Origin of the sequence: Delftia sp. RIT313 (genome assembly GCF_000632165.1) — a bacterium.
GTDB classification, from domain to species: Bacteria; Pseudomonadota; Gammaproteobacteria; order Burkholderiales; family Burkholderiaceae_C; genus Comamonas; species Comamonas acidovorans.
On record NZ_JFYT01000013.1, the window covers coordinates 1 to 12,708 of the forward strand.

The following is a 12,708-nucleotide window of genomic DNA, read 5'->3' on the forward strand; positions in this document are numbered from 1 at the left end:
CTGGCGGAGTGGACGGGACTCGAACCCGCGACCCCCGGCGTGACAGGCCGGTATTCTAACCAACTGAACTACCACTCCTGGCAGGCAGCTTTTGCGCTCTTGCGAGCCAAGTGCTGCAAACTTGGCGACCCTACGGGGATTCGAACCCCGGTACTCACCGTGAAAGGGTGATGTCCTAGGCCTCTAGACGATAGGGTCACAGCCTATGATCCGCCGATAAAAAAGCGCCTTCGTTTTTCAAAGGCGCTTACATACCAAGCGGCAAATTTTGGCGGAGTGGACGGGACTCGAACCCGCGACCCCCGGCGTGACAGGCCGGTATTCTAACCAACTGAACTACCACTCCTGGCAGACAGCTTTTGCGCTCTTTCGAGCCAAGTGCTGCAAACTTGGCGACCCTACGGGGATTCGAACCCCGGTACTCACCGTGAAAGGGTGATGTCCTAGGCCTCTAGACGATAGGGTCACAGCCTATGATCCGCCGATAAAAAAGCGCCTTCGTTTTTCAAAGGCGCTTACATACCAAGCGGCAAATTTTGGCGGAGTGGACGGGACTCGAACCCGCGACCCCCGGCGTGACAGGCCGGTATTCTAACCAACTGAACTACCACTCCTGGCAGACAGCTTTTGCGCTCTTTCGAGCCAAGTGCTGCAAACTTGGCGACCCTACGGGGATTCGAACCCCGGTACTCACCGTGAAAGGGTGATGTCCTAGGCCTCTAGACGATAGGGTCACAGCCTATGATCCGCCGATAAAAAAGCGCCTTCGTTTTTCAAAGGCGCTTACATACCAAGCGGCAAATTTTGGCGGAGTGGACGGGACTCGAACCCGCGACCCCCGGCGTGACAGGCCGGTATTCTAACCAACTGAACTACCACTCCTGGCAGACAGCTTTTGCGCTCTTTCGAGCCAAGTGCTGCAAACTTGGCGACCCTACGGGGATTCGAACCCCGGTACTCACCGTGAAAGGGTGATGTCCTAGGCCTCTAGACGATAGGGTCAATCCTAGAACTTGCGTAAATACTCAAGTCTCAATTTTGGTGGAGGTAAACGGGATCGAACCGATGACCTCTTGCATGCCATGCAAGCGCTCTCCCAGCTGAGCTATACCCCCTTCATGCTGCAATCGCTGCTTCTTGTTAGTTGCTGCGTTTGCATCAGAGACTCGAATTATAGACAGGTTTTTAGCGGTTTTTCAAACGGGCCAGAATTTTTTCACGACCCAGCAGCTCCAGCACCGCGTCCACCGAAGGCGTGTGCGCCGTGCCCAGCGTCAGCACGCGCACCGGCATGGCCAGTTGCGGCATCTTCAGGCCCTGGGCCTTGAGCACTTCCTTGATCAAAGCGGCAATGGCTTCCTTGCTCCACTCCACCGAGGCGATGCCTTCGGCGAAGGCGTCCAGGGCGGGCGCCACGGCGTCGGTCACATGCTTGGCCAGGTCTTCGGCGTTGCGGTCGAAGGCTTCCACATAGAACAGACGCACCCAGCCGGCCAGATCGACCAGGGTTTCGCAGCGGTCCTTGAACAGGGCGCAGATGCGCGGCAGGCGGTCGTCGGCGTCGAGCAGGGCCTGGTCCAGGCCGGTCTTGAGCACGAAGGGGCGCACCAGCTCTGCCAAGGCCGCATCGTCCAGCGCCTTCAGGTGCTGGGCGTTGACCCAGCGCAGCTTGGCCTCGTCGAACTGGCCTGCGCTGCGGCCCAAGTGGTCGAGGTTGAACCACTCCAGGAACTGGGCGCGGCTGAAGATTTCGTCGTCGCCATGGCTCCAGCCCAGGCGGGCCAGGTAGTTGACCATGGCGTCGGGCAGGTAGCCTTCGTCGCGGTACTGGGTGACGGCCTTGGCGCCGTTGCGCTTGCTCATCTTCTCGCCCTGCTCGTTGAGCACTGTGGGCAGGTGGGCGAACACGGGCACGCTGGCGCCCAGCGCCTCGAAGATGTGGATCTGGCGCGGCGTGTTGTTGACGTGGTCGTCGCCACGGATGACATGGGTGATGGCCATGTCCATATCGTCCACGCAGACGCAGAAGTTGTAGGTGGGCGTGCCATCGGGACGCGCGATCACCAGGTCATCGAGTTCGCTGTTCTGGAACTCGATGCGGCCCTTGCACTTGTCTTCCCAGGCCACGACGCCGCCCTGCGGCGTCTTGAAGCGCAGCACGGGGCGCACGCCTTCGGGCACGGGCGGCAGCACCTTGCCTTCTTCAGGGCGCCAGGTGCCGTCGTAGCGCGGCTTTTCCTTGTTGGCCATCTGGCGCTCGCGCAGGGCGTCGAGTTCTTCCACGCTCATGTAGCAGGGATAGACATGGCCCGAAGCCTGCAGGCCGGCCAGCACCTCCTTGTAGCGGTCCATGCGCTGCATTTGATAGAAGGGACCTTCGTCATGGTCCAGCTGCAGCCAGGCCATGCCTTCGATGATCACGTCCACCGAAGCCTGGGTGGAACGCTCCACGTCGGTGTCTTCGATGCGCAGGATGAAATCACCACCCGTGGCACGCGCGAAGGCCCAGGGATACAGGGCCGAGCGGATGTTGCCCAGGTGGATGAAGCCCGTGGGAGACGGGGCAAAACGGGTTCGTACTTTTTGTGTCATTGCAGGGTATCCAGTCCGCGGGACAGATCGTTCTTGATGTCGCCCAGGTATTCCAGTCCGACGGAGATGCGCAGCAGGCCCTGGCCGATGCCGGCGGCACGGCGCTGCTCTTCGCTCAGGCGGCCATGCGAGGTGCTGGCCGGGTGGGTGATGGTGGTCTTGACGTCGCCCAGGTTGGCCGTGATCGAGCACACCAGGGTGCTGTCGGCCACATGGAAGGCATTGGCGCGCAGTTGCTCGGCGCCCTCGCCCACCACGTCGAAGGACAGCACGCCGCCGCCCATGCCGTTTTGCTGGCGCATGGCCAGCTCGTGCTGCGGGTGGCTGGCCAGGCCCGGGTAGTAGACACGGGCGACCTTGGGATGGGCCTCCAGCCAGGTGGCCAGCTCCAGCGCGGCGGCGCTTTGCGCCTTGACGCGCAGGGACAGCGTCTCCAGACCCTTGAGCACCACCCAGGCGTTGAACGGCGCCAGGTTCAGGCCGCCGCTGCGCAGGAAGGTCCCCATGACCTTGTCCACCAGTGCCGTCGTGCCACAGACGGCGCCCGACATGACGCGGCCCTGGCCGTCCAGCAGCTTGGTGCCGGAGTGCACGACCAGGTCGGCACCGAACTGGGCGGGCCGCTGCAGCGCGGGCGAGGCAAAGCTGTTGTCCACCGCCAGCAGCGCGCCATGGGCGTGCGCCAGTTCGGCCAGCGCGGCGATGTCGCACAGGTCGGTCAGCGGGTTGGTCGGCGTCTCGGCGAACAGCAATCGCGTGTTGGGACGGATGGCGGCCTTCCAGGCCTGCACATCGGTCTGCGAGACAAAGCTGGTCTCGATGCCGAAGCGCGCCATCTCGCCGCCCAGCAGCTTGATGGTGGAGCCGAACATGGACTGCGAGCAGATCACATGGTCGCCCGCCTTGAGCGTGGTCAGCGCCACCAGCAGGATGGCCGACATGCCGGTGGACGTGGCCACGGCGCATTCCGTGCCTTCCATGGCGGCCAGGCGCTGCTCGAAGCTGGTCACCGTGGGGTTGGAGGTGCGGCTGTAGGTGTAGCCGGGCTCTTCGTTGGCGAAGCGGCGCGCTGCCGTTGCGCAGTCGGGCTGCACAAAGCTGCTGGTCATGTACAGGGCTTCGCTGTGCTCGCCCCACTGGCTTCGTTCCACGGCCACGCGCAGGGCCAGCGTATCGGGATGCAGGCCTTCGGGAAGTGTCTTGTTCGTCACGTTGATGGTCCTTGGGGTCGGGCGCGGCCCGCCGATGGCGGCGGTGCCCGGAAAAAAGGAGCTAGAAACACTTGTCACCTGGGGACTTGCTGGGCGTTGCAGCCTGCAGTCCTCCAGCACCAGCGCTTTTAGCTCATTTGTCAAAAAAGGGCGGGCCTCAGGCCCGCCCCCGTATTGTCACTGAAGCCCGATCGCTCTGACTCAGGCTCGGGCTCAGGCTTCCTGGGCGTTGGGCAGGGACAGGCGCGAGGCGTCGCTGGACTCTTCCTCGCCGCCGCGGTTGCGGCCTTCATTGAGTGCCGTGACTTCGTCCTCGGAGATGTCGCCCGTGATGTAGACGCCATCGAAGCACGAGGCCTCGAAGCCCTGCACCTGCGGGTTGATCTTGCCCACGGTCTGCTTCATGGCAGCCACGTCCTGGTAGATCAGCGCGTCGGCACCGATGACCTGACGGATTTCCTCGACCGTGCGGCCATGCGCCACCAGTTCGGCGCGCGTGGGCATGTCGATGCCGTAGACGTTGGGATGGCGCACCGGAGGCGCTGCCGAGGCCAGGTAGACCTTGACGGCACCGGCATCACGCGCCATCTGCACGATTTCCTTGGAGGTGGTGCCGCGCACGATGGAGTCATCCACCAGCAGCACCTTGCGGCCCTTGAACTCGCTGCCGATGGCGTTGAGCTTCTGGCGCACCGATTTCTTGCGCGAGGACTGGCCCGGCATGATGAAGGTCCGGCCCACGTAGCGGTTCTTGACGAAGCCTTCGCGGTACGGAATGCCCAGCAGCTGGGCCAGCTGCATGGCGCTGGGGCGGCTGGATTCGGGAATCGGGATGATGGCGTCGATCTCGTTGGGCGGCACGGTGGAGACCACGCGCTTGGCCAGCGTCTCGCCCATGTTCAGGCGGGCCTGGTAGACGGAGATGCCATCCAGCACGGAGTCCGGGCGGGCCAGGTACACGTACTCGAACACGCAGGGGTGCAGCTCGCTCTTTTCAGAGCACTGGCGGGTTTCGACCTGGCCGTCGCTGTGCACGAACACGGCCTCGCCCGGGGCGACATCGCGCTCGAGCTGGTGCAGCGTGCCTTCCAGGGCCACGGACTCGCTGGCCAGCATCACCGAGCCGTCGGCACCGCGGCCCATGCACAGGGGGCGGATGCCGAACGGGTCGCGGAAGGCCAGCAGGCCGTAGCCGGCGATCAGCGCGATCACCGCATACGAGCCCTTGATGCGCTTGTGCACGGCGCTGACGGCCTGGAACACGTCTTCGCTCTTGAGCGGCGCGCCACTGCTGGCGCGGGCCAGCTCGTGGGCCAGCACGTTGAGCAGGACTTCGGAGTCGCTCTCGGTGTTGGTGTGGCGGTGGTCGGTGTCCGACAGCTCCTCGCGCAGCTGCTTGGCATTGGTGAGGTTGCCGTTGTGCACCATGACGATGCCGAAGGGCGCGTTCACGTAGAAGGGCTGGGCCTCTTCCTCGCTGGTCGCGTTGCCGGCCGTCGGGTAGCGCACCTGACCCAGGCCCACCGTGCCCGGCAGGGCACGCATGTTGCGGGTGCGGAACACGTCGCGCACCATGCCCTTGGCCTTGTGCATGAAGAACTTGCGCTCCTGCTGGGTCACGATGCCTGCGGCATCCTGGCCACGGTGCTGCAGCAGCAGCAGGGCGTCATAGATCAGTTGATTCACGGGCGCGGTGCTGACTACACCAACGATTCCACACATAGTTGCGTTCCATCCGTTTGCGAAGGTCGCCCTTCGCTGTCTGGGCCGTAGCAGCCACCCATTGGCCACGCCTGCGCCCGATTTCTCTATCCAAACTGTTTCTGCCAGCTGACTCCTGCGCTGCAGCGCCTTGTCATGCAGCCGGCAGATAGCGTCCCCATTCCTGCGGCAGCTGTGGCAAAACCACAGCCAGCGCCTGCATCAGCCATGGCGCCAGGGCTGAATCCTGCCACCACTGCCCCTGGTGCAGCGGCGTGTAGCTGATCACCATCGTTGCCACCAGGGCCAGCAGCGCCCCGCGCAGCACGCCGAACAGCGCGCCCAGCGTGCGGTCCACGGGCCTCAGCCCCACCGCCTCGATCAGCCGGCGCGACAGCCAGGACACCAGGCCCCAGCCGAACAGCGCCAGCACGAACAACAGCACAAAGCCTGCGGCGTAGCGCAGCTGCATGTCCCAGTCCTGCATGGGCAGCCACAGCGCCACGTCGGCCGCCCAGATGCGGGCCACGACAAAGGCCACCAGCCAGCCCAGCAGAGACAGTACCTCGTACACCAGCCCGCGCCAGGCGCCAAGCAGCATCGAGGCCAGCACGCAGGCCAGCAAAACCCAGTCCACCGTGGACATACGCTATTTCTGTGCGCCCGTGCTGCTTTGCAAGATGTACGTCACCGCGTCAGAGCTTGATCACCGACGCCGGCAGGCCCTGGCCCTTGACGCGCGCCGCCGCCTTGTCTGCTTCAGCACGGCCGTTGAACGGGCCCACACGCACCCGCGTGCGCTTGCCGTCCTTGGTGTCCACCACCTGCGTGAATGTCTTCAGGCCCGCCAGCTCCAGCTTGGCGCGGATTTCCTGGGCCTTGCCGGCGTCGGAGAAGGCACCGACCTGCACGATGAAGCGTTCGTCCGTCGCCGCGGCCGCCGTTGAAGCGGCGGGCGCGCTGCGTCCTTCCAGCAGGGCCCGGGCACGCGCGGCATCGTCGCTCCTGGACGGCTCGGGCTTGGGTTCGGGCTTTGGCTTGGGCTCGGGTTTCGGTTCGGGCTTGGGCTCCGGCTTGTGTTCGGGCTTCGGCTGCTCAGGCTTGGGCTTGGGTTCCGGCTTGGGCTCGGGCTTGGCCGCGGGCTTGGGCTCCGGCTTTGCCTCGGGCTTCGCTTCAGGCTTGACCGGAGCCACCTGGGAAACGGGAGGCGCCACAGGCACGGACGGCACGGACGGCGTTGAAGGCCTGCCCATGGGAACCTCTTCCTCATCGGCACCCAGCGAGGCCTGGGCCGACACGCGGCCCGTCGGCGCAGCCGCGCCATGCGAATGGGCATCCACGGCATTGGCGCCGGGCACGACCAGGGGCGCAACCTTGTCGCGGTCAGGAATCTCGATGGGGATGTCTACGGGAATCGGACGCGGCTGGGTGTCGAACAGCAGGGGGAAACCGACCACGCCCGCCAGGACCAGCACGGCAGCGCCGATGAGGCGGTGGCGCGCCCGGCGGCGCATGACATCGACGCTTTCCGCCTGTCCCAGCCGTGTGGGCCGCCTCGATGCGGACGACGAATCACCGTCGTCTTTTTTGCCGGGCCAACGAAAATTGAAAAATGCCATGGAGTGCGGACTCGTTCATATCGGCCACCACAGCGGCCACGATGGCCGCCTGCGGTGCGGATCACTGGATTCAGGTGCCCAGATGCTTGGCGTTCAGCCGGGGCGGGCCGTCCTGCAGCACGCCGCCCACCGTGAAGAACGAGCCAAAGACCACGATTCTATCAGTGGGACCTGCGGCCAGAACCGCTGCATCCAGCGCCAGCTGCGGGTTTGCGAAGGTGGCCACCGACAGCTCGCGGGGCACGCCGGGCGCGGGCGGCAGGGCTTCGATCTTCTGGCGCAGCACTTCGGCGCTTTCGGCACGCGGCGTGGGCAGGTCGGTCAGGTACCAGCGGTCGATCAGCGGTGCGATCCTGCCCAGCATGGGCGCCAGGTCCTTGTCGCGCATGGCGCCGAACACCGCATGCGTGCAGGGAAAGTAGCCCATGGCGTCGAGGTTGGCCGTCAGCGCCGCCACCGAATGCGGGTTGTGCGCTACGTCCAGCACCAGCGTGGGCTGGCCCGGAATGATCTGGAAACGCCCCGGCAGCTCGACCATGGCCAGCCCCGTGCGCACGGCCTGGGCCGTGACCGGAAGGCGGCTGCGAATGGCTTCGAGCGCGGCCAGCGCACCCGATGCATTGACCAGCTGGTTGGCGCCGCGCAGCGCCGGATAGGCCAGGCCCGCATAGCGCCGCCCGCGCCCGGCCCAGCCCCACTGCTGCTTGTCGCCCGAGAAGTTGAAGTCCTGGCCCAGGCGCCAGAGATCGGCGCCAATGGCCTGTGCATGGTCCAGCACGCTTTGCGGCGGCATGGGATCGCTGACCACCACCGGCCGGCCGGCGCGCATGATGCCGGCCTTCTCGCGGCCGATGCTCTCGCGGTCCGGGCCCAGGAATTCCACATGGTCGATGTCGATGCTGGTGATGACGGCGCAATCGGCGTCGATCACGTTCGTGGCATCCAGCCTCCCGCCCAGGCCCACCTCGAGAATCGCCACATCCAGCCTGGACTGGCTCATCAGCCGCAGGATGGCCAGCGTGGTGAATTCGAAATAGGTGAGCGCCACTTCCGTGCCCTGCACGCGCGCCTGCTCCACGGCCTCGAACTGCGGCAGCAGCTCGGCGGCCCTCACGATCTCGCCGCCCACGCGGCAGCGCTCCTCGAAATGCACCAGATGCGGCGATGTGTAGACGCCGGGACGAAAGCCCGACTGCAGCGCCACGGCCTCCAGCATGGCGCAGGTCGAGCCCTTGCCATTGGTGCCCGCCACCGTGATCACTGGGCAGTCGAAACGCAGGTCCAGGCGCTGGGCGACTTCGCGCACGCGATCCAGGCCCAGCGCGATATTCTTGGGGTGCAGGCGCTCGCAATATGCGAGCCATGCATCCAATGTGGGAAATGAGGTGTGCATACTGCGCGCTATTGTTACCCAGGGACAGTGTCCTTATGGGGTCCTCGCCATCCGCGGACTGCGGCAACTGCAACCAATCATGACCACCTCAAACACTGTGACGCTCTACGGCATTCCCAACTGCGACACCGTCAAGAAGGCCCGCGCCTGGCTCACCGACCAGGGCATCGCCTACGAATTCCACGACTTCAAGAAACAGGGCGTCCCTGCCGCTCAACTGCCCGCCTGGATGCAGGCCGTGGGCTGGGAAAAGCTGCTCAACCGCCAGGGCACGACCTGGCGCAAGCTCGATGCCGACACCCAGGCCGGCGCCCAGGATGCGGCCGGTGCCGCCGCCCTCATGCAGCAGCAGCCCAGCGTCATCAAGCGCCCGGTCGTCCAATGGCCGCAGGGACGCATCACCGTGGGTTTTGCGCCCGACGCCTGGGCAGAGCTGGCCCACGAGGGCAAGCGCTAACACTGCCGTCAGGCCTGGAACAGCTTATTACGTGGATTTACGCGGCCGCAAACTGCTTTTCGGGCCCGAGGAATACACTTGCATGGAGCCTGGCAGGAAGTACCGCCAGCGCAACAGGAGTGCAATCATGAAATCCCTGGTTCTTTTGACGCTGGCGGCCACGACCGCCACCGTAGCCCTGGCCCAGGAGCAAGGCCGGGTGCTTTCCGTGACCCCGGTGACGCAACAGGTGGCCGTGCCCCAGCAGGTCTGCCGCGATGAGAACGTCTACTCGGGCCAGCGCAGCACCTCGGGCGCGGGCGCCGTGCTGGGTGCGCTGGCGGGCGGCGTGGTGGGCAACGCCATTGGCCACGGCGGCGGACGCGCTGCGGCCACGGCAGCCGGCGTGATTGGCGGCGCCATGCTGGGCAACCAGGCTGAAGCCTCGGGACAGCAGCCCCAATACCAGACGGTGCGCAACTGCACCACCCAGACCTACTACCAGAACCGCGCCGTGGCCTACGACGTGGTCTATGAGTACGCGGGCCGCAACTACACGACGCGGACCACCACGCCGCCTGGCGACTGGATTGCACTGAGCGTGCAGCCCGCCGCCAACAGCGGCGCCTACGGCAGCAATGGTTACTACAGCACCAACCAGCCGCCCCAGGCCGCGTACTCCACCACGCCCGTGCCGCCGCCCGTGGTCTATGAAAACAATTACTACGACGGTGGTTACTACCCGGCCCAGCCGGTGCAACCGGTGTATTCGGCCGGTGACTATGTGGCGCCCGTGGTGATTGGTGCAGCCCTTGCTGCCGGCGTGTACTACGCCTCGCGCCCCAGCTATCACGGCTGGCGCGGCGGCTACCGCCATGGCTGGCGCCGCTGAGGCCGCCATGCGCTCGCCCCGCAAGCCCCGACAAGGGGCTTTTTGCATGGCGGCGGCCAGCACGTACGGGCAGCGGCCGGGTGCTGGCCTAAAATGGGCGGTTTAGTCCACCCTCTGCCCAGCTTCCATGACCACCGAAACCATCTCTGGCATCACCCTGACCACCAAGGCCAATGTCTATTTCGACGGCAAATGCATCAGCCACGGCTTCACGCTGGCCGATGGCACGAAGAAGTCTGCCGGCGTGGTGCTGCCCAGCCAGCTGACTTTCGGCACGGCCGCTGCCGAGATCATGGAATGCGTGGCCGGCTCCTGCGAGTACAAGCTCGACGGTTCGGACCAGTGGCTCACCTCCAAGGCCGGCGAGTCCTTCCAGGTGCCTGCGAACTCCAAGTTCGACATCCGCGTGACCGAGGCCTACCACTACATCTGCCACTACGCCTAAGCGCCTGAGCGCCTGAGCAGACCGACGCATTCGACCTGACGGCGCCCAGGCGCCTTCCGTGTTTTCCGGCAGCCGCGTCCCGCACGCCAGCCGCCATCGTTATTGAGAGAAGCATCGTATGGAAACCATCCTGCAAAACGTTCCCGTCGGCCAGAAGGTCGGCATCGCCTTCTCGGGCGGCCTGGACACCAGCGCTGCCCTGCGCTGGATGAAGAACAAGGGCGCCCTGCCCTACGCCTACACGGCCAACCTGGGCCAGCCCGACGAGGCCGACTACGACGAAATCCCCCGCAAGGCCATGGAGTACGGCGCCGAGCAGGCCCGCCTGATCGACTGCCGCTCGCAGCTGGCCGGCGAAGGCATTGCCGCCATCCAGGCCGGCGCCTTCCACATCTCCACGGGCGGCATCACCTACTTCAACACCACGCCCCTGGGCCGCGCCGTGACCGGCACCATGCTGGTGGCCGCCATGAAGGAAGACGACGTCAACATCTGGGGTGACGGCTCGACCTTCAAGGGCAACGACATCGAGCGCTTCTACCGCTACGGCCTGCTGACCAACCCCGCGCTGAAGATCTACAAGCCCTGGCTGGACCAGACCTTCATCGACGAGCTGGGCGGTCGCGCCGAGATGTCGGCCTTCATGACCAAGGAAGGCTTCGGCTACAAGATGAGCGCCGAGAAGGCCTACTCGACCGACAGCAACATGCTGGGCGCCACGCACGAGGCCAAGGACCTGGAGTTCCTGAACAGCGGCATCCGCATCGTCAACCCCATCATGGGCGTGGCGTTCTGGAAGCCCGAAGTCGAGGTCAAGGCCGAGGAAGTGTCGGTGACCTTTGACGAAGGCCGCCCCGTGGCCATCAACGGCAAGGAAATCGCCGACCCCGTGGAGCTGTTCCTGGAAGCCAACCGCATCGGCGGCCGCCACGGCCTGGGCATGAGCGACCAGATCGAGAACCGCATCATCGAAGCCAAGAGCCGCGGCATCTACGAAGCCCCCGGCATGGCCCTGCTGCACATCGCCTACGAGCGCCTGGTGACCGGCATCCACAACGAGGACACCATCGAGCAGTACCGCATCAACGGCCTGCGCCTGGGCCGCCTGCTGTACCAGGGCCGCTGGTTCGACCCGCAGGCCATCATGCTGCGCGAAACCGCCCAGCGCTGGGTGGCCCGCGCCGTGACCGGCACCGTGACGCTGGAACTGCGCCGCGGCAACGACTACTCCATCCTGAACACCGAATCGCCCAACCTGACCTACGCTCCCGAGCGCCTGTCGATGGAAAAGGTCGAGGACGCGCCTTTCAGCCCCGCCGACCGCATTGGCCAGCTGACCATGCGCAACCTGGACCTGATGGACACGCGCGACAAGCTGGCCATCTACTCCAAGGCCGGCCTGCTGTCGCTGGGCACCAGCACCGCCCTGCCCCAATTGGGCGGCAAGGAATAAGCCACTCTGCGGCGCCCTGCCGCAGATTGCCAAGAGCCGCCGCAAGGCGGCTTTTTTACGCCCCTGCTACCAGCGCGCGCCCTCGAAGCGCTGCACGAGAAAATCCAGCAGCGCGCGCACGGCCACCGGCAGGTGGCGGCGGGAGCTGTACAGCGCATGCACGGTCAGCGGCTGCGGGCGCCAGTCCGGCAGCACCAGCTCTAGCTCGCCGGCCTGCAGCATGGGCTGGACCAGGTAGGTGGGCTGGAAGGCGATGCCCGCGCCCTCGACGGCGGCGGCGGCCAGCACGGTGGCTTCGTTGGCGTTGAACCAGGTGGTGACGGCGATCTGCTGCTCATCGCTCTCATCGTCACGCCGCGCCAATTGCCAGACATTGCGGCCCACGCGCATATGGCCCAGGCAGCGGTGGGCCTGCAACTGGGCCGGTGTCTGCGGCCGCCCTGCCGCGTCCAGGTAGGCAGGCGAAGCCACCAGCACCGATTCGCACACGGCCAGCGGCCGGCCGATGAGTGCGGCGCCCGGATCGGCGCTGATGCGTATGGCCAGGTCGATGCGCTGCTGCACCAGGTCCAGCGCGCCGTCGTCCACCAGCAGGTCGATCTTGAGGTGCGGGTGCTGCCGCATGAACTGCGCAATGGCCGGCGCCATCTGCGCATGGCCGAAGGACATGCTGCAGGTCACGCGCAGCAGGCCGCGCAGCTGGCTGTCGCCCGAGCGCATTTCACTTTGCACCTCATCGGCCAGGGCCAGCATCTGCTGGCTGTAGCGCAGGCACTGTGCACCGGCATCGGTGAGCGAGACGCGGCGCGTGGTGCGGTGCAGCAGGCGCGCGCCCAGCCACTGCTCCAGCGACTCCACATGCCGCGTGGCCATGGCACGCGACAGGTCCAGCCGCTCGGCCGCCGCCGTGAAGCTGCCGCATTCGGCCACCGTGGCAAACACCTGCATCGCCAGCAATCGGTCCAT

At 65.7% G+C, this 12,708-nt stretch carries 11 protein-coding genes and 9 tRNA genes; 4 read left to right on the plus strand and 16 right to left on the minus strand.

The features are described 5' to 3' along the window. Position 1 precedes the first annotated feature (1 nt). From BW39_RS02720 to folC, 15 genes are all read right to left on the minus strand, one after another. Positions 2 to 78: transfer RNA gene (locus BW39_RS02720), tRNA-Asp, on the minus strand. A 44-nt stretch (positions 79 to 122) separates the two neighbouring features. After that, positions 123 to 198: transfer RNA gene (locus tag BW39_RS02725), tRNA-Glu, on the minus strand. 71 nt (positions 199 to 269) lie between these two features. Beyond that, positions 270 to 346, minus strand: a tRNA-Asp gene (locus tag BW39_RS02730). 44 nt (positions 347 to 390) lie between these two features. After that, positions 391 to 466, minus strand: a tRNA-Glu gene (locus BW39_RS02735). 71 nt (positions 467 to 537) lie between these two features. Beyond that, positions 538 to 614 (minus strand) — tRNA-Asp (locus BW39_RS02740). Between the two features lie 44 nt (positions 615 to 658). Beyond that, positions 659 to 734: transfer RNA gene (locus BW39_RS02745), tRNA-Glu, on the minus strand. A gap of 71 nt (positions 735 to 805) precedes the next feature. Beyond that, positions 806 to 882: transfer RNA gene (locus BW39_RS02750), tRNA-Asp, on the minus strand. Between the two features lie 44 nt (positions 883 to 926). After that, positions 927 to 1,002, minus strand: a tRNA-Glu gene (locus BW39_RS02755). Between the two features lie 37 nt (positions 1,003 to 1,039). Then, a tRNA-Ala gene (locus BW39_RS02760) sits at positions 1,040 to 1,115 on the minus strand. A 70-nt stretch (positions 1,116 to 1,185) separates the two neighbouring features. Further along, positions 1,186 to 2,592 (minus strand): glutamate--tRNA ligase, encoded by a 1,407-nt coding sequence (gene gltX / locus BW39_RS02765; RefSeq protein WP_043819614.1) that lies wholly within the window; start codon positions 2,590 to 2,592, stop codon positions 1,186 to 1,188. Next, positions 2,589 to 3,803, minus strand: a complete 1,215-nt coding sequence (locus BW39_RS02770; RefSeq protein ID WP_013801588.1) for an O-succinylhomoserine sulfhydrylase — start codon at positions 3,801 to 3,803, stop codon at positions 2,589 to 2,591. Before BW39_RS02770 ends, gltX begins: the two co-directional genes overlap by 4 nt. Before the next feature lie 213 nt (positions 3,804 to 4,016). Next, a complete protein-coding gene (purF, locus tag BW39_RS02775; protein WP_012206568.1) occupies positions 4,017 to 5,525 on the minus strand; it encodes an amidophosphoribosyltransferase in 1,509 nt (502 codons plus the stop codon). Positions 5,526 to 5,658: 133 nt separating this feature from the next. Next, positions 5,659 to 6,150 carry a CvpA family protein gene (locus tag BW39_RS02780; RefSeq protein WP_012206569.1) on the minus strand — a complete coding sequence of 164 codons (492 nt, stop codon included), beginning with the start codon at positions 6,148 to 6,150 and terminating at the stop codon, positions 5,659 to 5,661. A gap of 49 nt (positions 6,151 to 6,199) precedes the next feature. Then, positions 6,200 to 7,123 (minus strand): SPOR domain-containing protein, encoded by a 924-nt coding sequence (locus tag BW39_RS02785; protein ID WP_043819616.1) that lies wholly within the window; start codon positions 7,121 to 7,123, stop codon positions 6,200 to 6,202. A 70-nt stretch (positions 7,124 to 7,193) separates the two neighbouring features. Next, the gene (gene folC, locus BW39_RS02790) at positions 7,194 to 8,516 is read right to left on the minus strand and encodes a bifunctional tetrahydrofolate synthase/dihydrofolate synthase (RefSeq protein WP_043819618.1); all 1,323 of its coding nucleotides are present in this window, start codon (positions 8,514 to 8,516) and stop codon (positions 7,194 to 7,196) included. 79 nt (positions 8,517 to 8,595) lie between these two features. On the opposite strand from folC, the gene BW39_RS02795 reads away from it, so the two are divergent. The 4 genes from BW39_RS02795 to argG all read left to right on the plus strand — a co-directional run bounded on the left by BW39_RS02795 (position 8,596) and on the right by argG (position 11,742). After that, complete coding sequence (locus BW39_RS02795; RefSeq protein WP_043819621.1) at positions 8,596 to 8,973, plus strand: ArsC family reductase; 378 nt, start codon at positions 8,596 to 8,598, stop codon at positions 8,971 to 8,973. A gap of 127 nt (positions 8,974 to 9,100) precedes the next feature. Further along, positions 9,101 to 9,844 (plus strand): glycine zipper 2TM domain-containing protein, encoded by a 744-nt coding sequence (locus BW39_RS02800; RefSeq protein ID WP_043819623.1) that lies wholly within the window; start codon positions 9,101 to 9,103, stop codon positions 9,842 to 9,844. A gap of 127 nt (positions 9,845 to 9,971) precedes the next feature. Further along, entirely contained in the window at positions 9,972 to 10,289 is a 318-nt protein-coding gene (gene ppnP, locus BW39_RS02805) for a pyrimidine/purine nucleoside phosphorylase (protein WP_012206574.1), read from the plus strand. A 118-nt stretch (positions 10,290 to 10,407) separates the two neighbouring features. After that, on the plus strand, positions 10,408 to 11,742 hold the full coding sequence (argG, locus tag BW39_RS02810; protein WP_013801583.1) for an argininosuccinate synthase: 1,335 nt from the start codon (positions 10,408 to 10,410) through the stop codon (positions 11,740 to 11,742). A 66-nt stretch (positions 11,743 to 11,808) separates the two neighbouring features. On the opposite strand, the gene BW39_RS02815 is transcribed toward argG, so the two are convergent. Then, the gene (locus BW39_RS02815) at positions 11,809 to 12,708 is read right to left on the minus strand and encodes a LysR family transcriptional regulator (protein ID WP_043819625.1); all 900 of its coding nucleotides are present in this window, start codon (positions 12,706 to 12,708) and stop codon (positions 11,809 to 11,811) included.

Coding starts and splice junctions, on each gene's coding strand:
- gltX (WP_043819614.1), bottom strand. CDS start 2,592: ATGACACAAAAAGTACGAACCCGTTTTGCCCCGTCTCCCACGGGCTTC.
- purF (WP_012206568.1), bottom strand. CDS start 5,525: ATGTGTGGAATCGTTGGTGTAGTCAGCACCGCGCCCGTGAATCAACTG.
- BW39_RS02780 (WP_012206569.1), bottom strand. CDS start 6,150: ATGTCCACGGTGGACTGGGTTTTGCTGGCCTGCGTGCTGGCCTCGATG.
- BW39_RS02785 (WP_043819616.1), bottom strand. CDS start 7,123: ATGGCATTTTTCAATTTTCGTTGGCCCGGCAAAAAAGACGACGGTGAT.
- folC (WP_043819618.1), bottom strand. CDS start 8,516: ATGCACACCTCATTTCCCACATTGGATGCATGGCTCGCATATTGCGAG.
- BW39_RS02795 (WP_043819621.1), top strand. CDS start 8,596: ATGACCACCTCAAACACTGTGACGCTCTACGGCATTCCCAACTGCGAC.
- BW39_RS02800 (WP_043819623.1), top strand. CDS start 9,101: ATGAAATCCCTGGTTCTTTTGACGCTGGCGGCCACGACCGCCACCGTA.
- ppnP (WP_012206574.1), top strand. CDS start 9,972: ATGACCACCGAAACCATCTCTGGCATCACCCTGACCACCAAGGCCAAT.
- argG (WP_013801583.1), top strand. CDS start 10,408: ATGGAAACCATCCTGCAAAACGTTCCCGTCGGCCAGAAGGTCGGCATC.
- BW39_RS02815 (WP_043819625.1), bottom strand. CDS start 12,708: ATGGACCGATTGCTGGCGATGCAGGTGTTTGCCACGGTGGCCGAATGC.